Source organism: Paenibacillus sp. FSL R10-2736 (genome assembly GCF_038000245.1).
In the GTDB taxonomy this organism is placed as follows: Bacteria; Bacillota; Bacilli; order Paenibacillales; family Paenibacillaceae; genus Paenibacillus_AQ; species Paenibacillus_AQ phytohabitans.
Window position 1 is genome coordinate 1,161,237 of record NZ_JBBOBN010000002.1, and the last position, 20,429, is coordinate 1,181,665.

19 protein-coding genes are annotated in these 20,429 nt (G+C 52.3%); 14 read left to right on the forward strand and 5 right to left on the reverse strand.

The annotated features are described in order from the left end of the window. The first annotated feature begins 1 nt into the window (after position 1). From NSQ73_RS33200 to NSQ73_RS33235, 8 genes are all read left to right on the forward strand, one after another. Positions 2 to 205, forward strand: a complete 204-nt coding sequence (locus NSQ73_RS33200) for a hypothetical protein (RefSeq protein WP_076246233.1) — start codon at positions 2 to 4, stop codon at positions 203 to 205. Between the two features lie 26 nt (positions 206 to 231). Continuing rightward, positions 232 to 1,326: a GerAB/ArcD/ProY family transporter gene (locus tag NSQ73_RS33205; RefSeq protein WP_340990433.1), complete on the forward strand. Its 1,095-nt coding sequence runs from the start codon at positions 232 to 234 to the stop codon at positions 1,324 to 1,326. Positions 1,327 to 1,450: 124 nt separating this feature from the next. Continuing rightward, positions 1,451 to 2,071, forward strand: coding sequence for a hypothetical protein (locus NSQ73_RS33210; protein ID WP_076246237.1), 621 nt, complete (start codon positions 1,451 to 1,453; stop codon positions 2,069 to 2,071). 15 nt (positions 2,072 to 2,086) lie between these two features. Beyond that, positions 2,087 to 2,383 (forward strand): antibiotic biosynthesis monooxygenase family protein, encoded by a 297-nt coding sequence (locus NSQ73_RS33215; protein ID WP_039306615.1) that lies wholly within the window; start codon positions 2,087 to 2,089, stop codon positions 2,381 to 2,383. 17 nt (positions 2,384 to 2,400) lie between these two features. After that, positions 2,401 to 3,216: a phosphotransferase family protein gene (locus tag NSQ73_RS33220; protein ID WP_042133294.1), complete on the forward strand. Its 816-nt coding sequence runs from the start codon at positions 2,401 to 2,403 to the stop codon at positions 3,214 to 3,216. A gap of 28 nt (positions 3,217 to 3,244) precedes the next feature. Next, a complete protein-coding gene (locus tag NSQ73_RS33225; RefSeq protein ID WP_042133295.1) occupies positions 3,245 to 3,790 on the forward strand; it encodes a DUF1697 domain-containing protein in 546 nt (181 codons plus the stop codon). Positions 3,791 to 4,051: 261 nt separating this feature from the next. Continuing rightward, positions 4,052 to 6,130, forward strand: coding sequence for a glycosyltransferase family 39 protein (locus tag NSQ73_RS33230; RefSeq protein WP_340990435.1), 2,079 nt, complete (start codon positions 4,052 to 4,054; stop codon positions 6,128 to 6,130). Positions 6,131 to 6,160: 30 nt separating this feature from the next. Then, positions 6,161 to 7,144 carry a glycosyltransferase family 2 protein gene (locus NSQ73_RS33235; RefSeq protein WP_340990437.1) on the forward strand — a complete coding sequence of 328 codons (984 nt, stop codon included), beginning with the start codon at positions 6,161 to 6,163 and terminating at the stop codon, positions 7,142 to 7,144. A 572-nt stretch (positions 7,145 to 7,716) separates the two neighbouring features. Here the strand turns inward: NSQ73_RS33235 and NSQ73_RS33240 are convergent. From NSQ73_RS33240 to NSQ73_RS33250, 3 genes are all read right to left on the reverse strand, one after another. Continuing rightward, on the reverse strand, positions 7,717 to 8,283 hold the full coding sequence (locus NSQ73_RS33240; protein ID WP_340990439.1) for an FAD-dependent oxidoreductase: 567 nt from the start codon (positions 8,281 to 8,283) through the stop codon (positions 7,717 to 7,719). A 225-nt stretch (positions 8,284 to 8,508) separates the two neighbouring features. Further along, entirely contained in the window at positions 8,509 to 10,137 is a 1,629-nt protein-coding gene (locus NSQ73_RS33245) for a sensor histidine kinase (protein ID WP_340990440.1), read from the reverse strand. Further along, complete coding sequence (locus NSQ73_RS33250; RefSeq protein WP_039309913.1) at positions 10,134 to 10,820, reverse strand: response regulator transcription factor; 687 nt, start codon at positions 10,818 to 10,820, stop codon at positions 10,134 to 10,136. Before NSQ73_RS33250 ends, NSQ73_RS33245 begins: the two co-directional genes overlap by 4 nt. A gap of 481 nt (positions 10,821 to 11,301) precedes the next feature. On the opposite strand from NSQ73_RS33250, the gene NSQ73_RS33255 reads away from it, so the two are divergent. The 3 genes from NSQ73_RS33255 to NSQ73_RS33265 all read left to right on the forward strand — a co-directional run bounded on the left by NSQ73_RS33255 (position 11,302) and on the right by NSQ73_RS33265 (position 16,129). Then, positions 11,302 to 12,465 carry a glucose-1-phosphate adenylyltransferase gene (locus NSQ73_RS33255; RefSeq protein ID WP_171715674.1) on the forward strand — a complete coding sequence of 388 codons (1,164 nt, stop codon included), beginning with the start codon at positions 11,302 to 11,304 and terminating at the stop codon, positions 12,463 to 12,465. Between the two features lie 22 nt (positions 12,466 to 12,487). Beyond that, positions 12,488 to 13,591, forward strand: a complete 1,104-nt coding sequence (gene glgD, locus NSQ73_RS33260; RefSeq protein ID WP_171715675.1) for a glucose-1-phosphate adenylyltransferase subunit GlgD — start codon at positions 12,488 to 12,490, stop codon at positions 13,589 to 13,591. Positions 13,592 to 13,696: 105 nt separating this feature from the next. Beyond that, a complete protein-coding gene (locus NSQ73_RS33265) occupies positions 13,697 to 16,129 on the forward strand; it encodes a glycogen/starch/alpha-glucan phosphorylase (RefSeq protein ID WP_171715676.1) in 2,433 nt (810 codons plus the stop codon). Positions 16,130 to 16,275: 146 nt separating this feature from the next. On the opposite strand, the gene NSQ73_RS33270 is transcribed toward NSQ73_RS33265, so the two are convergent. Then, the gene (locus tag NSQ73_RS33270; protein WP_039309920.1) at positions 16,276 to 16,755 is read right to left on the reverse strand and encodes a GAF domain-containing protein; all 480 of its coding nucleotides are present in this window, start codon (positions 16,753 to 16,755) and stop codon (positions 16,276 to 16,278) included. 221 nt (positions 16,756 to 16,976) lie between these two features. Between NSQ73_RS33270 and NSQ73_RS33275 the strand changes: the two genes are divergently transcribed. The 3 genes from NSQ73_RS33275 (at position 16,977) to NSQ73_RS33285 (ending at position 19,546) form a co-directional block, all read left to right on the forward strand. Next, positions 16,977 to 17,276: a hypothetical protein gene (locus NSQ73_RS33275; protein ID WP_039309934.1), complete on the forward strand. Its 300-nt coding sequence runs from the start codon at positions 16,977 to 16,979 to the stop codon at positions 17,274 to 17,276. A 177-nt stretch (positions 17,277 to 17,453) separates the two neighbouring features. After that, positions 17,454 to 18,014, forward strand: coding sequence for a GNAT family N-acetyltransferase (locus NSQ73_RS33280; protein WP_171715677.1), 561 nt, complete (start codon positions 17,454 to 17,456; stop codon positions 18,012 to 18,014). Between the two features lie 26 nt (positions 18,015 to 18,040). After that, the gene (locus NSQ73_RS33285; RefSeq protein ID WP_340990443.1) at positions 18,041 to 19,546 is read left to right on the forward strand and encodes an MDR family MFS transporter; all 1,506 of its coding nucleotides are present in this window, start codon (positions 18,041 to 18,043) and stop codon (positions 19,544 to 19,546) included. A 125-nt stretch (positions 19,547 to 19,671) separates the two neighbouring features. On the opposite strand, the gene NSQ73_RS33290 is transcribed toward NSQ73_RS33285, so the two are convergent. Next, positions 19,672 to 20,139 carry a MarR family winged helix-turn-helix transcriptional regulator gene (locus tag NSQ73_RS33290; protein ID WP_039309924.1) on the reverse strand — a complete coding sequence of 156 codons (468 nt, stop codon included), beginning with the start codon at positions 20,137 to 20,139 and terminating at the stop codon, positions 19,672 to 19,674. Positions 20,140 to 20,429 lie beyond the last annotated feature (290 nt).

The window sequence follows — 20,429 nt, forward strand, 5'->3', positions numbered from 1 at the left end:
CATGGTCATTTACATTGTGATGATCTATGTGTTTGTAGCTATCTTTGATCCCTACGGACTGCTGAAGCGGGGCATGAAGCGGGATTTCTTTGTCTGTTCTACGCTGTACCTGATCTCCTTCTCCCTGGCTTTCGCGCTGTCGATGCACTGGGAGATTCCCAGCCCGTCCCCGCTGATTGTAGACTTAATTAAGAGGCTATACTAGAGCACACTCCTGAAGGTGGGAATTCCATGAGCAAAGAGATTATACCGGCGGGTCAGTCCATCAGCATAGCTGTGTTATTTATCAGCGGCAGTTCACTGTTCATGGGCACATCAGGGCAGTCCGGCAACAGCAGCTGGATTGCTATCATTTTTGCGATATCGCTGGCTGTACCGCTCATGCTGATCTATGCGAGACTCCATGTGCTTTTTCCGGGCAAGGATCTGTACGATATGCTGATCGCTGTCTTCGGAGCAGTCTTCGGGCGGGTGCTTTCCTGCCTGTATATATGGTATGCTCTTCACCTGGGAGCGCTGGTGCTGCGTAATTTCGGGGAGTTCAGCAAGACGGTGGCCTTAACCTCCACGCCAATGATTGCCCCGATGCTTATGATCGGACTGCTCTGCATCTGGGTTGTGAATGCGGGGATGGAGGTGCTCGGCAGAAGCGCCAAATTTCTGCTGCTATTCTCGTTCATTGTCATTGTCCTCATACAACTGCTCTCTGTTCCCAAGTTCGAATACCATCATATGAAGCCGCTGCTGGATAGTGGATGGGGTCCTGTATTTGCAGATACAGCAGGCTCCTTCACGTTTCCCTTTGCCGAAATTGTGATCTTCCTGGGCGCCTTCAATGTGCTTCCGGCCAAAGGCTCTGCCACACGGGTGCTGGTAAGCGGTTCGCTGATTGCCGGGATCATCATTATCTTTGTTACGCTGCGCAATTTGCTGGTGCTGGGGCCTGATATCCTTTCAAGCCTGTATTTTCCGTCTTATGTGGCAGTCAGCAGGATTAACATTGGTGATTTCCTGACCCGCATTGAAGGTTCGGCGGCCATCGTATTTGTCACGGCGCTATTCATAAAAGTCAGCCTCTGCCTGTATGTAACCTGTAATGGAGTCAGCAAATTATTCAAGCTGAAGAGCTACCGGTCGGTTGTACTCCAGATGGGGCTCATCATGGTGTATCTATCCGATTTCATCTATAAGGATATTATGGAAATGCAGTATTTTGCTTATCACATCTACAAAGTGTATGCCCTCCCGTTCCAGGTGGTTATTCCAATTATGCTGTGGATTGCAGCAGAGATTCTCTCCCGCAGAAAGAGCAGCAAATCCATATGAGCTATGCCATCCCTCCACAGCCCCGCGTTGCGGGGCTATTTATTTTCAACCTGCGCGGAAGTTGGCTATAATGATAGGCAGAGAATCATGTTGTAGAAGAGGATAACGAAAGGCGTGAGAATAGATGAGTGTATCCAGCATCGTAATGTCCTCACATTGGGGCAGGGAAGTCAGACATAAGTATGTGGCACAAGGCTCCAAGTCGCTGGCCGTGGTGTTTCCGGGGCAGAATTATTCCGCCGAGCGTCCGTTGCTGGAGTATGCGGGCAAGCTGGCCCGGGAATACGGCTGTGATCTGCTGCTGCTGGAATATGGATACCAAAGTGCACGGGCGCCCTTCAAACGTGAAGAAATTGATATTGTCGCAGAGGAATGCAAGGTGGCGCTTGCTTCGCTTCCGGAGTATGAGCAGCTGCTGTTCATCAGCAAAAGCATGGGGACAGTGATCGCCGGCAAGGTAGCTTCAGAGACAGGAATAGGAGAGAAGGTTTCCCATCTGTTCCTCACCCCTGTTGCTGAAAGTATCCCGTACATTAAGCAGAGCCGGGGAAGCATTATTTACGGCGGGAGTGATCCGCTGTTCACGGAGCAGCATTCTGCCGAGCTCAGCGGCCTGAAGCAGGTGCGGGTGTACAGGATTGATGATGCCAACCATTCTTTGGAGGTAGGCAGTGTCAACGAGTCACTGGCCGTGCTGCTGGTCATTATTAATTTCTATCATGAGTTTTTCCGCGATTCACTTTAAGAGGGAGATGAGAGCATGATTACAGAAGCGGCAATGCTGCAGGTAAAGCCGGGATTGACCCGGCAGTTTGAGCAGAGCTTCAGGGAGGCATCCCCGCTGATTGCCTCGATTGACGGTTATTTGGGGCATGAGCTGCAGCACTGTATGGAGGACGACCATAAATATCTGCTGATTGTCAGATGGCGCAGCCTGGAGGATCATACGGTGGGGTTCAGAGAATCCGCCCAGTATCAGAAGTGGAAAGCGCTGCTGCATCATTATTACAGCCCATTCCCTGTAGTTGAGCATTATACCCGTATCATTCTGGATTAGAGGAAAGGAAGCGCAGTATGTTGGGGAAAGTAATCGGTAAAGGCCGGACTGCGGAAGTTATGGAGTATGGCGAAGGAACGATTCTTAAGCTCTATCTGAATGAGGTGCCGGAGCATCATGTGGACTGGGAATACCACATCAGTACCTATGCCTATGAACAGGGAGTGCGTACCCCGCGGCCGGTTGAGCTTGCCGCGGAAGAGGGCAGAAAGGGCATTGTGTTTCAGCAGATTCATGGCTCCCCGCTGCTGAAGCTGATGGGTGCGAAGCCGTGGCTAATTGCCAGCTACGCCAAGCAGATGGCGGCTCTGCAATACAGCCTCCATCAGCTTGCAGGCCCGGGTGAAGCCGGAGAACAGAAAAAACGGCTGAAGCAGAATGTTATTGCTGCCCCCATGCTTAATATGGAAGAGAAGGCACCTATTCTATCTCAGCTGGAGCTGCTTCCAGGCGGGAATAAGCTATGTCATGGTGATTTCCATCCGGACAATGTGCTGATGGACGGGCAGCTGTGGGTTATCGACTGGATGACTGCCGTTTCAGGAGATCCTGCAGCAGATGCTGCACGGTCCATAGTCATGTTCAGTATAGGAGCCATGCCCAAACATGCTTCTTTGTTCACCAAAGTATTCTTAGGCTTCGCCAGAAAGCGGATGACGAGCCAATACACCCGTGAATATATGAGACTATCAGGGGTGTCCCGGGCGGACATTGAAGCCTGGATACTGCCGGTAGCGGCTGCACGGCTGGTGGAGTGGCTTCCGGTATCAGAGAAGGAGCAGCTGGTCCGCGAAATCCGCAAGCGCTTGAGATCATTGCCTTCCGCCCGATAACCATTTCATAGAGAAAGCAGGTGAGCTTATGAATACATACATCGCACTGCTGCGCGGAATTAATGTCGGCGGCAACAAGTTGATCAGAATGCAGGAGCTTAAGGCGATGTTCGGGGAGCTTCAGTATGCGAATGTACGGACGTATATCCAGAGCGGCAACGTGGTATTTGAGAGTGAAGCGGCTTCCGGCGAAGGGCTTGCCGAAGTGATCAGCCAGCGTATCCGGGAGACCTTCGGCTTCGAGGTCCCTGTGATCATCCGTTCCGTGGAGGAGCTGGAAGCGGTCATTGCCGGTAATCCGTTCCCGCTGACAGAGCCGGAGGAATTCAAACGCCTGTATGTATCATTTCTGGCTGACGAGCCTTCGGCTGAAGCGCTGGAGAAGGTTCGTCCCTATGAGGATGGAGCGGATCAGGTACGGGTGATCGGCAAAGAAATGTACACTTACTATGAGGTGAGTGTAAGCGAATCGCCGCTGTTCAAAGTGCAGTTCGATAAGCTGCTGGGCACGAATCTCACCGCACGCAACTGGAATACCCTCGGTAAGGTGACGGCGCTAGCCCGCAAGCCGTAGGTAAGATTAGCTTAAGAATATTGCCCTGTGTGCTTTATGTATACCCCCGCATCCGTTCTCTAGAGTGCTGCTCAGGCAGCATGGACGGCTAAGCGGGGGTGTTTGCCGTTCCCTTTTATACAGTACCGTTTCAGCAAACATTCAGCCAGTATTCATTATGAGTTAAGGTAAGGATGCAATAATACACCTATACAAAGACAAGGCCGGTCAACAAGGCGTCTTACCGGATGTCAAGAAGAACGGATTGGAGCGGGTGAATCTATGAAATGGTTAAAAAGGCTGGGTTCCGACGCCGTCTTGCTGGGTATTCTGCTGCTGGCGGCAGTTCTGTACGGCTATGGAATCTGGAATGATCAATATGTCAATACGTACTACACTACGGCAGTAGGGAGCATGCTGCAGAGTTTCCATAACTTCTTCTTCGCCTCACTTGACTCTGCCGGATCCGTAACTGTCGATAAGCCGCCGGTAACGTTCTGGCTGCAGACCCTAAGTGCGCTGATCTTTGGCCTGCATGGCTGGAGTGTCATTCTGCCGCAGGCACTGGGCGGTGTAGGTTCGGTCTTGATCGTCTATCTGCTGGTGAAGCCTACTTTTGGAAAAGCCGCTGCAAGGCTCGCTTCCCTGGCTATGGCGGCTACACCGGTAGCAGCTGCAGTGAGCCGCACGAACAATATTGATGCGCTGCTGGTGTTTACTTTGCTGCTGGCGGCATGGTTTCTGTTCAGGGGCATCAGGACCGGTCGGATGGGCAGCTTACTGGCTGCATTCGGGCTGATTGGTGTAGCCTTCAATGAGAAGATGCTGCAGGCCTATATGGTTGTTCCGGCATTCTATCTCTTCTATATTCTGGCGGCCAGGGTCAACTGGAAGAAGAAAACCGGGATTCTGGCCGCCTGCACCGCAGTGCTGCTGGCGGTTTCGCTCTCATGGGCGGTAATTGTTGATTCCATACCGGCGGACAAACGTCCTTATATCGGAAGCAGCGGCACCAACTCTGTACTTAATCTGGCTTTTGGCTATAACGGGGTTTCCCGTTTAACCGGTGACCGCAGTACGGGCGGCACCGGAAGCGGCGGCGGTTTTGGCGGCGGCGGAATGCCCGCAATGAACGGGGAGATGCCGGAGTTTGACGGTGAAATGCCGGCGTTGAATGGAGACGGCGGAGGCCGGGGAACGGCTCCTGGTCAGGCTGACGGAACGCAGGGGCAGGATAGAGGAGGCAGAACGGGCGGAGGCGGACGTCAGTCGGGTGATTGGGGCGGCGGGGACGGCGGCCAAGGCGGACGGGGCGGAATGAACGGCGGCGGTGGCGCTGGCGGGATGTTTAATACCGGTACAGCCGGTCCGCTGCGGCTGTTCCAGTCAGAGTTATCCGGCCAAGCCAGTTGGCTGCTGCCGTTCGTGTTGTTCGGCTGCATCGGAATTTTTGCCAGCCTGCGCCGGAAGAACTTCACCCGGAAGCATAAGGAGGCCTTGTTCTGGCTCGCCTGGCTGGTGCCGGTCATGGGCTTCTTCAGCATCGCCGGCTTCTTCCACCAGTATTATCTGATCATGATGGCTCCGCCGGTTGCGGCGCTGGCAGGTGCAGGGTGGTCACAGCTCTGGAGCTATTACAAGGAACGGGCGGTCTGGCTGTCCTGGCTGCTTCCGGCAGCGGTACTCGCAACAACGGTGCTCGAGGTTTATATCATCCATCCGTATGATGATACCATTGGCAGCGGCTGGTCCATTGTTGTTCTGGCAGCGGGTGTTTCAGCTTCCGTAGTGCTGCTTATCCTGCGGCTGCTGAAAGCCAGCGCAAATAAGCAATCCTTGGTGCATGCCGCTGCTGTAACGGGACTTCTGGTTCTGATGATCGGTCCGCTCTACTGGGCGTTTACGCCGATCGTATACGGCAATAACAGCATGACGCCGGCGGCGGGCCCGGACAGCAGCGGTGCTGGCGGCATGGGCGGCAGAAATAGTGCTGCAGGAGTTAATGAGAATCTGCTGGCCTATCTTAAAGAAAACAACACCGGTGAGAAATACCTGTTCGCAGCTATGGATTATGGAACGGCAGGTGCCTATATTATCGACGAAGGCGAATCGGTGGTTATCCTTAACGGATTCAACGCATCAGACGTTCCCTATACCACAGATACTTTGAAGGCGCTCGTAGAGAGCGGCCAGGTGAAATACTTCCTGGTCAGCAGCGGCGGTATGGGCGGCGGGCGCGGAGGCGGCAGCTCGGAAATTACATCCTGGATCACTGAGAACGGGACGGAGATTCCGTCCGCAGACTGGCAGGGAACATCAGGGGGCGCTGGCGGAACATTATACGAGGTCACGCTTGACTAAGTAACTACATCATTTGAGGAGGAGCTGCCCATGAGCACCCAAGTGCGCTATTCCATAATTATACCGATGTTCAATGAAGAGGAAGTGATTCAGGAGACGTACCGGCGGATCAAGAAAGTAATGGGAGCAACAGGGGAGTCCTATGAGCTGCTCTTCGTCAATGACGGCAGTACGGACAACTGTGCGCAGATGATCGAGGAGTACAGCTACTGGGATGAAAGTGTGAAGCTGATTGACCTGTCCCGTAATTTCGGCCATCAGATTGCTATTACAGCAGGGATGGATTATGCGCTTGGAGATGCCGTGGTTATTATCGATGCGGATCTGCAGGACCCCCCGGAACTGATTCTGGATATGATTGCCGAGTGGAAAAAAGGCTACGAGGTCGTCTACGCCAAGCGTATCAAACGAAACGGGGAGTCCCTGTTCAAAAAATGGACGGCAGCCCTCTTTTACCGGATACTCCGTTATTCGACAGATATCTCTATCCCGGTTGATACCGGTGATTTCCGGCTGATTGACCGCAAGGTATGCGATGAGCTGAAACGTCTGCCGGAGAAAAACCGTTTCGTCCGCGGACTGGTAAGCTGGGTGGGCTTCCGCCAGAAGGCGCTTGAATATGAGCGTGATGAACGCCTGGCGGGCGAAACCAAATATCCGCTGAAACGCATGATTAAGCTGTCACTGGACGGTATCACCTCCTTCTCCTACAAACCGCTGAAGCTGGCGGGCTATCTGGGAGCACTGCTGTCCGCATCCGGCTTTCTGTACCTTATGTATGTGCTCTACCTGGCGCTCTTTACGGACGAGTCCGTTAAGGGCTGGGCGTCGATGATCGGGATTACGCTAACCTTCAACGGATTTGTGCTGATCATGCTGGGCGTGCTGGGCGAGTATGTCGGCCGGATTTACGATGAGTCTAAGGGACGTCCGCTCTACATTGTTCAGGAGTTCTATGGCGGCAAGAAGCAGCAGAGTGCACAGAAGCACAGAGTAGCCCATCTCAACAAATAACGGACGGCTGCGCGGGCGATTACGATTACGGCAAGCGAACCGTGATCGTCCGGAGCAGTTTTTTGCTGCGGCTGGCCTGGAGCATTATCGTTAACGCCTGGACCCCCGAACCCCCGAACCCCCGAACCCCAAAGGCCTCCTAGGTTCAACGCCCCGTTATAGCGCCCGGCTCAAGAAATCCTGCATAAAATACAACAATCCAAAGACATTTACCCGGAAAAATCGGAAATCTTGCACGAAATGCAACAATTTAGCGCGCTGGAGCCTCGATGGCGCTGGAATGTTGTATTTTCTGCAGCAATATTTACTTTGAGGGATTCCTGAGCTGGAAATCCTGCATTTAGTACAACAATCCGCAGTTTGGATAAGCTGCAACGGGCATAGTGGTGCTTATTCCTCTTATAAATGTTTTTTCTTAGCTTACGGACCTCGATGCATTTATCTGCCAACATTAGCCCAGTTACGTTGCCTGCTTCTTATCCCTCGCAACAAAAAAATGACCCGCCCCTCATTCATGATGAAAGGCGGGTTGTTTATGCATTTTTTATGGGAATCTTATTAGTCTGTGTGAATTAAGCCTTCAGCAAGTCGTGATCAACATACCGCGCACCGTTCAGCTCACTGACAATATTAACCGCAACCTTGGCACCGTCTCCGGCAGTAATGATAGCGTGCACACTCACACCGGCAACTGTTCCTGCTGCCCAGATGCCGTCAATGTTGGTTTTGCCTTCTGCAGTAGCTGCAATAACTGTCTTGATTCTCGGCTCCGTGCCATCCTTGGTTTCCACTCCGGCCTTGGCGGCCAGATCGGTGAGAACCCCTGTAGCCAGAATAACATGCTTGGCCTCGTAAGCAGCTCCGCTCTCCGTCTCGATTACGAAACCTTCACCGCTTGCGCTCAGTCCGGTTGCCTGCTCGGCGACGAGTTCAGCTCCGAATTTCACGGCCTGCTTATGTCCGGTCTCCACGAGGTCGGGTCCGCCGATTTCGCTGATTCCGTAAAAGTTCTCATACCAGCCTCTGCGGGTCATGCCTTTGTCATTGTCAATCAGCAGTGTTTTTTTGCCCGCCTTGGCGGCGAACAATGCGGCACTAGCCCCGGCAGGGCCGGCGCCGATAATAGCGATTTCGTACATGATGTAACCTCCTAAAAGTTTTGTTGTAGCCCAGCTTCCGTGAATTCACTTCGTACAAAACTCGCATCGGAAGCGTGGGCTTAAGTTTTGTTGTAGCCCAGCTTCCGTGAATTCACTTCGTACAAAACTCGCACCGGAAGCATGGGCTTAAGTTTTGTTAGCCATGCTCAATGAGGACAGCTATTTCTTCTGCTTACTATTATATCGTTAATTACAGGTCATTAGCTAATCCGGCAGGCAGGGGAGAGAGACTTGGAAGATTGTGAATTCACCAGGAGTGCTGGTTACAGTAATCTCTCCTTGATGCGCCTCCACGATAGACTTGGTAATGGATAACCCGAGCCCCGAGCCGCCGTACTTTCTGGTGCGGGATGAATCACTGCGGTAGAACCGGTCGAAGACATGCGGGAGATGTCCGGCAGCAATACCGGAGCCGTTGTCCTTCACAGTCAGAACAGCCACTGTTCCTCTGGCATGCAGCGAGACTTGTACCGCTCCGGATTCCGCATCCGTATGCTGCACGGCGTTATGGAATAGATTAAGAATAACCTGCTTTATTTTGTCAGGGTCAACAGGGCCGCGTACGCCATAAGAAATATCGAAGTTTACCTTCCGTTTGCCGGCCAGCACCAGCAGCTGCGGCTGCATCTCGTCAATCATCTCACCGAGCAGCAGATTCTTGACCCGCAGCTGCGGAGCACCATCCATACGGGCGAGCAGCAGCAGATCCTCCACCAGTTTGTTAATGCGTTTGGCCTCTCCATGCATGCTGTTGAGCGCGCTATAGAGCTGGTCCCGGTTATCGGCTGCCCCACGGAGCAGTACCTCCAGGAATCCGTATATTGAGGTCAGCGGGGTTCTTAGCTCATGGGATGCATCTGCCGCGAACCGGCGCATCTGTTCTTTGGCCTCACGTTCATTGTGAAAAGAAATCTCCAGACGTTCCAGCATTCCGTTGAAGGACTGGGAGAGCTTGTCGACCTCAAGCTGTCCCTGATCTACAGGGAAGCGCACATCCAGATTGCCGGCGTCGATGCTTTGCGCGGATTCTCCCATATTTGACAAGGGAATCAGCGTTTTGCGCAGCGCGGGTAAGTACAGGAACAGTCCGGCCAGCAGAGCGACCACCGATAACGCGCCAAAAATAAGCAGCTGCTGCATAATCACATCTCTCAGAGGGCCGGTTTCTACGCTCATTTGCAGCAACAATTTAGTAGCACCCGGTCTGCCAAGGTTCATGAAGACAGCCAGATGCTCGTTGCCGTCTGCTGCGGTAATCAGCCTGTATTTCCCGGTAGCCTTATCCGATGCCTGCTTCAGCAGGGTGTTATATTCGCCGTTGCTCATTCTTGGTGCTGCTGACGCAGACAGGGTTTCTTCCTGAAGATCCTTGAAGGTGCCGTCTGAGCTGTATATGGCTATCGTAGTATGGGCATCAAGCAGCAGCGGGCGGCGGTCTCCGTAGAACCGCTTGTTGCCAGGGCTCATGTTGGCGTTATTCCCGGCGCTGCCAGCCCCGCCAGGAGTTCCGCCTTGGAGCGTGTTGCCCGGGCTTATAGTCCCGCTTACAGCTCCGCCAGGAATATTGCCCCCCGCACTGTTGTTTAGATCTGCTGCATTTCCCGCAGGATTATTAAGATTAATGTAATAGAATTCGCGCGGCACGGAGCGCATCTGGGTTTCCATCGCCTCCGCGCGGTTGCTGTAGATGAAATTCCGCATCAGAGCATACTGGAGTACGCCGATCAGAATCAGCAATACGGACAGGATTAACAGTGAGGTGGCCAGCAGCTGTTTGCGCAGGGATCGCGGTGCCTGCAGTTTGCTGAAGAAGCCCCGGGTCCGGGCAATCATACAAGGTCCACCCGGTATCCCGCGCCGCGAAGGGTGCGGATAATCCGGTGATCCTTGTCACCGAGCTTCTCGCGGAGGGAACGGATATAGACCTCAACAATGTTCTCCTCGCCGCCGAAATCATATCCCCACACCTTGTCCAGAATCATGGGTTTACTCAGCACCAGCCCGTGGTTAATAACCAGATATTGCAGCAGCTCATATTCTGTGGGCGAGAGCTCCAGCACCTCCTCCTTGTGGCGGATTTCTTTGCGCCGGCCGTCAATCCGGAAGGGGCCGCAGCGCACCTCGCCGAGCAGTCCCGGGAACTGGTTGCGCAGACGGGCCTGTATCCTGGCCAGCAGCTCGTCGAAGCTGAAGGGCTTCACCATATAATCATCCGCACCGATAGACAGGCCCTTAACCCGGTCATCCACTTCATCCTTGGCGGTAAGCATGATCACGGCCACCTCCGCCTCCTCTGAACGGAGATAGCGGACGACCTCGAAGCCGTCCATGCCGGGCATCATGACGTCGAGAATCACGACATGCGGCTTGAACTCTGCGGCTGCAGCGATTGCACCTGCACCATCCGGCGCAGTCTGTACTTCAAATCCTTCGTTCATTAATCCCAGTTCGAGAAACTGGAGGATATGAGGCTCATCATCCACCAGAAGCAATCGGACGCCTTGCGCTGCTTTCATTAGCAGTTCCTCCATATTCAGTGATTATAGTGTCCATAGTATGACGCTATACGTTGAACGTTTGCTGAAAATAGGTCTTTGGAGCCAAAGATTGGATTCAGAATTGTCGTTCATGGTTAATCATAATGGTTAATCTAATTATACGGAAATATTAATGTTATTAATAAGGAATATAGTTAGAAATTAAAAGTTTTTGAAGCGGACAATAAAGGGTTTTGACGGCGAATAGAGAACACTTTACAATAAGGATACAGTCCCGGTTTTGAGCGTTTTTTTTCTGCAAAACCGGCAGCATGTCCCGATTCTCTGTTTTCTCCCCCGTTTTAAATCTTATTCATTCCTGTCACATGCATTTCTTATGGTTTGCTTCTTTCCGCTTCATTTCTTTTTGGGTTTCAATGTGGGATCTACACTACACCGCACCAATCATTCAACCTATTTATTACATGTTTCATTACCCATAAGTCAAGGAGGCTCTTCCATGAAGAAAAAAGAGATGGTAGCCATGCTATTGGCGGGAGGCCAAGGAAAAAGATTGAAGGGATTAACCAAATCGATTGCCAAACCGGCTGTTTATTTCGGAGGAACCTACCGCATCATCGACTTCCCTTTAAGTAATTGCTCGAATTCGGGTATCGACACAGTGGGTGTACTGACACAGTATGAACCGCTGGTGCTGCATTCGTATATTGGAGTCGGCAGTGACTGGGATTTGAACCGCAAGGATGGCGGGGTATTTGTATTGCCGCCGCATGAGCGGGAGAATGGAAGCAGCTGGTACCGGGGCACGGCTGATGCGATTTACCGCAATCTTAAGTTTGTTGATCAATTTGATCCGGAGCATGTACTGATTCTGTCCGGTGACCATATTTACAAGATGGATTATCATGCTATGCTGCAGTATCACAAATCCAAGAACGCCGACTGCACCATCTCGGTCATTGACGTGCCCTTGGAGGAAGCGAGCCGCTTCGGCATACTGAATACGGAAGACGATCTCAAGATTTATGAGTTTGATGAGAAGCCTGCCAAACCTAAGAGCACACTTGCTTCTATGGGTGTATATATTTTTAAATGGGATGTTCTCCGCAAGCATCTGCTTGAGGACGGTGAGAACGCCGGCTCATCCCATGACTTCGGGAAGGACATCATTCCGCTGATGCTGAATGACGGGGAGTCCCTGTATGCTTATCCATTCGAAGGCTACTGGAGAGATGTCGGTACTGTAGACAGCCTGTGGGAAGCGAACATGGATCTCCTGAGTGACACTCCTCCGCTGAACCTGAATGATCCGAGCTGGAGAATCTTCACCCGTAATCCGAATCAGCCGGCGCAATATGTTGCACCGGGAGCCAAGGTGTCCAGCTGCATTATTAACGAGGGCTGCATTGTATACGGTGAGGTTAAGCATTCGGTACTGTTCTATGGGGTAGAAGTAGGCGAAGGCAGCGTGATTACGGATTCTGTGATTATGCCTAAGGTGAAGATCGGCAAGAATGTAAGAATCCACAAAGCCATCATCAGTGAGAACACTGTCATTGAGGATTATATGGAAATCGGCGTCGACCGGGAGAATGAGGACGAAATTCTGCTGATTGACAAACGCAGCAAAAAAAACAAAACCGTAGCAGCCAAAACCATATAACCACAGAGGACGGGGGATACCGATGAAAGAGCTTATGGGCGTAATCAATCTTGACCATGAACTGGATAATTTAAATGAATTGACCTATTTCCGCTGCGGGGCAGCGGTCCCGTTCGCCAGCCGCTACCGGCTGATCGATTTCGTCTTATCCAACATGATGCGTGCGGAGCTGGAGAGCGTGGGACTGTTCGTCCGCCGCAAGTACCGCTCGCTGATGGACCATCTCGGCGACGGGAAATCCTGGGACATGAACCGCAAGCACGGCGGGTTGTTCATATTGCCGCCGGACTGGAATGACCCTACGGACACGTCTCTTGGCGATCTGCAGCATTATCATAACAATCTGGATTTCTTCAAACGGGCGTCTGCCAAATATATTGTATTCTCCGGCAGCCAGCACATTAATACGGTTGATCTGCAGGATGTATACCAGTACCACCTGGAGCAGGGCGCAGATGTGACCATGGTCTACAAGCAGATCGATCAGCTGCAGCCGGAACATGATCCCTGCCTGCGGGTAGAGGTCGATGAAGACAACACTGTAACGAATATTCACCATGAGAAGCATCATCCCAATGTATATTTGGATATCTTTATTATGGAGAAGAAGCTGTTCCTGGAGCAGGTGGAGCATTGCATCGCCCATGGCGAAAGTTATTTCTTCCGCGATGCCATTCAGAAGAACCGCCACAAGTTCAAGATTGCCGCCTATGAATACAAAGGCTATCATTCCGTTATCAATTCGCTGGAGAGCTACTACAAGAACAGCTTGGAGCTGCTGAAGCAGGAGAATTATTTCGGCCTGTTCAAAGAGAGTCCGGTGCAGACCAAGATTAAATATGAAGCCCCTACCCGTTATCTGGACAGCGCCTCGGTCAGCAATTCGCTGGTAGCCAACGGCTGTATTATTGCCGGAACCGTGGAGAACAGTGTAATCTTCCGTGGTGTACAGGTTCGCAAGGGAGCCAAAATCATCAATTCTGTAATCATGCAGAAATGTGTAATTGAAGAGAATGCCGTAATTGAGAATGTCATTATGGACAAAGACGTGCATCTGAGCAAGGACCGGATACTCGTCGGAGACAGCAGGCGTCCGTTTGTCATTGCCAAGAGCAGCAAGATATAATATCTGGATCAGGGGAACTGTGCAGTGCGGCAGTTCTTCTGATCCAGTGTTGTAATAGGCAATATTTTTCCACAAATACAAGCATCTGTTAGGAGGAACCTGCTGTTGTTCAACGATAAAGAGACTTTCAAACAAGTGTTCCGCGAGAAACTCATCGGGAAATTAGGCAAACCGCTGGAGGAAGCTTCGAACGCCGATATTTACAATATCCTCGGTAATATGATCCGCGAGAATGCCGGCAAGAACTGGGCGGACACCAATCAGAAGTTCAAGATCGATCAAGATAAGCAGGTCTATTATTTCTCCATGGAGTTTCTGATCGGCAGGCTTCTGGGCAATAACCTGCTGAATATGGGTGTGCTGGAGGTTGTCCGTGAAGGTCTCTCGGAGCTTGGCTTCTGCCTGCAGGATATCGAGGAGGTTGAAGCGGATGCAGGGCTGGGCAATGGCGGTCTGGGCCGCCTGGCCGCATGTTTCCTGGATTCGCTCGCCTCACTGCAATATGCAGGGCATGGCTGCGGCATCCGCTATAAATACGGCCTGTTCGAGCAGAAGATTGTAGACGGATATCAGGTAGAGCTGCCGGACTACTGGCTGCAGAATGATAATGTGTGGGAAGTCCGCCGTGAGGACAAACAGGTGGAAGTGCACTTCTGGGGACATGTGGATACCCGCTGGGAGAATGATGAGCTGTTCTTTGAGCACAAGGACTATGAAGCCGTGAGGGCCGTTCCGTATGACATTCCGGTTATCGGGGCAGACCGCAGGCATGTGAATACACTGCGCAACTGGAGTGCAGAGTCGATTACGCAGCCTTCGAGAGTATTCGGTGCGCTGGGGGGGACAGATTATCACAAGTTCCTGGAGTATAAGCGCTCCGTAGAATCCATCTCGGAGTTCCTGTATCCGGATGATTCACAATACGAAGGCAAGCTTCTCCGGCTGAAACAGCAATATTTCCTGTGTAGTGCAGGACTGCAGAGTATTCTGCGTACCTTCGCCAAGACAGGGGCTCCGATCGACAGCCTGCCTGATAAGGTGGCCCTGCATATTAACGACACGCATCCTACACTAGTTATCCCTGAGCTGATGCGTATACTGATGGATGTGCACGGGATTGGCTGGGATCAGGCCTGGGACATGACGACACGGATGGTCTCTTATACGAATCATACCATTCTGAGTGAGGCGCTGGAGAAATGGCCGCTTGGCATGGTCAAGGAGCTGCTTCCGCGCATCTTCCTGATTATTGAGGAGATCAATGCCCGCTTCTGCGGGGAGCTGATGAGCAAGTATCCGGGGGACCAGAACCGGATCAATCAGATGGCCATCATTCATGATGATCAGGTCCGGATGGCGCATCTCGCCATCGTGGCCAGCCACAGCGTAAACGGCGTAGCGGCACTGCATACGGAAATTCTGCAAAAGCGTGAGATGCGCCTGTTCAATGAGATGTATCCGCACCGCTTCAATAATAAGACTAACGGCATCACACACCGCCGGTGGCTGCAGCATGCCAATCCGGAGCTTGCCGGACTGATCAGCGAATCGATCGGCACCCGTTGGATTCATCAGCCGCAGGAGATGATCGGACTCATCAAATACAGTGAGGATTCCTCCTTCCAGGAGCAGGTGGCTGCGATCAAACGCCGCAACAAGCTGCATCTGTCCGACTACATCTACGGGAAGCACGGTGTCCGGGTGGACCCCGACTCTATCTTCGATGTGCAGGTGAAGCGGCTGCATGCGTATAAGCGCCAGCTGTTGAATGTATTGCACATTATGCATTTGTACAATCAGATCAAAGACAACCCTTCGCTGAACATCGTACCGCGTACGTTCATCTTCGGTGCCAAGGCGGCCCCGAGTTATCATCTGGCTAAGCGGATCATTAAGCTGATAAATACGGTGGCTGATGTAGTGAATAAGGACCCGGACATTAACGGGAAGATCCGCATCTTCTTCCTGGAGAATTATTCGGTATCGCTGGCGGAGAAGATTATTCCGGCAGCGGATGTAAGTGAGCAGATCTCTACAGCGAGCAAAGAAGCCTCCGGTACCGGGAACATGAAATTTATGATGAACGGTGCACTGACCGTCGGAACTATGGATGGAGCCAACGTGGAAATGCACGAAATGGTAGGGGACAATAACATGTTCCTGTTCGGTCTCCGGGCAGAGCAGGTCATGGACTACTACCAGTACGGCGGTTACCACGCCCGCGATATCTATAATGGCGACGGCCGGGTCAAGGAAGTATTGGATCAGCTGATTGTACCTGGACCGTTCTGCGCTCATGCCCAGGAATTCGATACGCTCTACCAGTCGCTGCTTGATAATAATGATGAGTTCTTCGTCCTCAAGGATTTCGCCAGCTATGTGGAGACCCATGTCAAGATTGACCTGGCCTACCGCAACCAGAAGGAATGGCTTAAGAAGTCAATTATCAACATCGGCCATTCCGGCAAATTCTCCAGTGATAATACGATCGCACGCTATGCCTCCGAGATCTGGCATATCCATCCGGTTAAGGTATAACGCGTCAGCTACAGGCTGAATCTCCGCAACAGGAGCTTCAGCCTGTAGCTATTTCTGCACATGCACATGAAGAAGCCGCTCCATCAGCAGGACATTCCTGCAGTGGAGCGGCTTCTTCATGCTAAGGCATATGGAGAGGAGGAGAATTACAGCACCTCGGATACCATGGCTGCGAACCGTTCAAGGAAACGGCGTTCCTCGTCGTCGAAGCGGTGTTTGAGCGGGCTGTCGATATCCAGTACGCCGTACAGGGTATCCCCCTTAACCAGCGGAACTACGATTTCGCTGTTCGAGGCAGCATCACAGGCAATATGCCCCGGAAAGGCATGGACATCGCCTACGACAAGGGTGCGGCGTTCCGCAGCCGCTGTTCCGCATACGCCGCGGCCAAGCGGAATACGGATGCATGCCGGAAGTCCCTGGAACGGGCCCAGAACCAGCTCTTTGCCGTCAAATAAATAGAAACCGGTCCAATTGGTGTCCGGTAGAGAAAGCTTTAACAGAGCCGAAGCATTGGATAAGTTGGCGATAGCATTGGGCTCGCCCTCCATAAGTGCCCCGAGCTGGCTTAGAACGGCTTCGAACCGTTCGCTGCGGGTGCCATCATAAGGCATGGCTTGAAACATGAAGCATCACCTTCCTGTACCTTGAGTCAGTATGAATCCATAACTGTTAACTAACAAGATAGTACAGCGGAGCGCAATACGTCAAGCAATAACGGAATTATCCGGTTAGTGGAAGATCAGGAAGATGTATGAATAGTCTCCGGGCGGATGTTTCCGGCAACCCCGGGCAGGGTAATGCTTTTATAAATATACCGAAGGCTTATAGCCGGAAGGAGTGGAATATGCGCGCCGACGTACAGAACTTGTTTATAGGAATCCATATGCTTTATTTCGCACATGAGAGGAATCTGACACTGACGGAGATGCAGCCGGAGCTGGAGGATTTGGGATATCGGGTAGCGGAACGCGAAGTGAAACAGGAGCTGGAACGGCTGACCCAGGAGAACTTTCTCACGGCTCATGGTGAGGCATACAGCATTACCGGAACGGGAATAGAGGAATTCAAAGCGATTCAGGCCAAGCTGGGAGTGCTGTGTACCGAAGTGCTTAAGCCGGTTAAGGCAGCGGGTACATCGGGTTAATTCTACATCAAGTAACCATTCATGTTCAGAAAACGTACAGCGTCTGATCGCGCGGAAGCAAGCCGCGCGGAGCAGGCGCTATTTGTGTGGAGTGTGGAGTTCGGATTCATGTCAGATTTCGCTTAAGGGAATGCTTACATCTGATGTATACTTGTTAGGATGAAAGGGGACGGGAAGATGTATATATGCGGCGGAGTAATTCCGGAATTAACCGGCCGGAGAGTGCGGCTCCGGGCTATGGCTGCCGGAGATGCAGGAGCGCTGTTCGGAATCTGGTGCCATCCTCAGGTTGCGCCCTGGCTGGATGCCCCTTTCTTGTCCTCTGCAGAAGAAGCGGGAGCACTGATTGCTCTGCTGGCACAGATGGCCCGGGAAGAAGAAAGCATACGCTGGAGTATTCTGGGGCCGGAAGCAGAGGTTATCGGAAGCTGCGGCTATAATCACTGGCAGCTTGAGGGGGCTTACCGGGGGGAGATCGGTTTCGAGCTGTCACCTGCCGCCATGGGTCAGGGGTATATGCGGGAAGCGCTGGAGCTTATGCTGGAATTCGGCTTCGGCAGCATGGGGCTGAACCGGATTGAAGCCTTATGTCATCCTGACAATATCCGGGCGGAGCAGCTGATTACAAGGCTCGGCTTCCGGCAGGAAGGTCTGCTGCGGCAGTACCGGCATACGGCTTCCGGCTATCAGGATGTACGGATGTATTCCTTGCTGCAAGGAGAGAAAGTGCGGGGCTGAGAACATAGAGAGAGGATTTGGATTGATTGAAGTCACCTGGTGAAACTGAACGCAAATTAATTTTAATTGGAGTACTGCTGGCCACTTTTCTGGCAGCAATCGAAGGGACGGTCACAGGACCGGCGGGACCGGCCATTGTCGGCGATTTTCAGGGCATGCAGTGGCTCAGCTGGATATTTACCGCTTATCTGCTGGCTATGGCGGTTACGACGCCTATTTTTGGCAAGTTAAGTGATCTGATTGGCCGCAAGCCTGTGTTCATTGGCGGGGCCGTGGTCTTTCTGGCAGGCTCGCTGTTATGCGGGATTTCGCAGAGCATGCAGCAGCTGATTATTTTCCGGGGGATACAGGGGATCGGTGCGGGTGCGCTCATTCCTATGACTTTTACGATTATCGGGGATATCTACAGCATTAAGGAACGGGCGAAGACTCAGGGGCTGCTCAGCTCGGTATGGGGGATTTCCTCTCTCGTAGGACCGCTGCTTGGCGGGTATGTGGTTGATTATTTGAGCTGGCGCTGGGTGTTTGTCTTTAATCTGCCTTTTGGGCTGCTATCTATTATATTCATCTCGCGGTATCTGAAGGAAGAGAAGGTCCGGCGCAAGACGAGAATCGATGTGGCCGGAGTGCTGCTGTTCGCGGCAGGAATGGGAGCGCTGCTCTTTGGTCTTACGGCGGGCGGGCAGAGTCTGGCATGGAACTCTCCGCTGCTGCTGGCTATCTTAGCGGGGGCTGCTGTGCTGCTGGCCGTGTTCCTGTTCGTGGAGCGCCGTGCTCCCGAGCCAATGCTGCCGCTGGAGCTGTTCTCTATCCGCAATATCGCTGTCTCTACAGGAGCTAACCTGCTGGTCAGCACCTTGATTATCGGGCTGTCTACGTACGTGCCGCTGTGGGTGCAGGGCGTCTTCGGCAAAAGCGCGGCCCTCTCGGGCCTGCTGCTCGCCCCGATGTCGGTGGGCTGGATGCTCGGCTCCATCGCTGGCGGAAGAATGATTCTGCGCGCGGGTACCCGCCGTACAGGGATGCTGGGGCTGTCGCTGATTGTTGTCGCAGCGGTAGGGCTGACTCTGATGAACGGGGATTCGTCCCAGCTGCTGCTATTGATTCTGATGCTGTTCTGCGGCGTAGGTTTTGGTTATGCCTCTACAGTCTTCACGATTATCGCGCAATCCTCTGTACAGCATGAGCAGCGGGGTGCGTCAACGGCCCTGAATACCTTCACCCGTTCACTCGGGCAGACGGTGGGGGTGGCGATCTTCGGGTCTTGGCTGAACTACAATATCGACAGGAAGCTGGCGGAACAGCCTGGGGCTGCTGCTACAGGGGCTGATATCAATCAGCTGCTTAACCCGCATAGCGGGAGTACCCTGTCCGCTGAGGCCTGGGGCAGTCTGCACGGCGCGCTGGAGAGCGGCCTGCACTCGCTCTTCATTGTGATGGCGGTCTTTGCTGTGGCCTCCCTGGTTATTTCTGCGGGGCTTAATAAAGGGCTGCCAACCATTCAAGAGGGAAGTACCGCGTCCAAGCCATAATCTTCAAGCCTGCTTATTCATAACAAAGCGGCAGCGCATCCATCAGGATTGCGCTGCCGCTTTGTTATCATTACTATTATGCAGGTTAGTGAATAGATTCACAACTGCATCTGCCTCAACTGCGCTTATTTGCGTGGAAGAGGGGAGAGCTTCTCAGCCTGCAGGCCCATCTTCTTCAGAAGAATAATCATTTGTTCCTTTTCTTCATCGCTCAGTCCGCTGAAAGCCAGATGCAGGCGTTCCGAATACTTCGGGTACATCTCGTTCATCAGGCGTTCGCCTTCTACAGTCAACTCGGCAAAAATCACACGCCGATCGCTCGGGCAGGGCTTGCGCTGCAGGTAGCCGCGTTCTTCCAGTTTGTCGATTACGTAAGTAACATTGCCGCTCTGCAGCAGCAGCTTGGCACCGATCTGCTGGATAGGCTGTGCCCCCTTATAATAGAGGACCTCCATAACGGCGAAGGCTGTAGGATTGAAACCTTCAATCTTGCTGCCGGTAACGGCGTGTTCGTTAATGCTCTTGAAGGACTTGGCAAAAACCCGGTACAAATGCAGTGTCAATTGAGTATCGCGTTCATAAGATTGTATCATGCTTCTCCACCTCTATTGTTAATCGTACAGGCTTCCCCGCACGGTTTGGAATACTGCTTTTCTTGATCTAGCTTTACATTACTTCAAACAAAGAATGAAGAACATGTCATTTGTCACAATAAGCACACTTTTAATTATTAAAAATCAAACAATTTTTTGATGGTGCATAGCTGCTGCGGATTTCACACGATTTTCACATGATGATCCGTACCTAAGCTGTAGCGCAGGGGTGGGAATAGCGGTATCCGGCGCGGGTTTGAGGTCTGTCCCCGGTAATTCGTATAATGGGG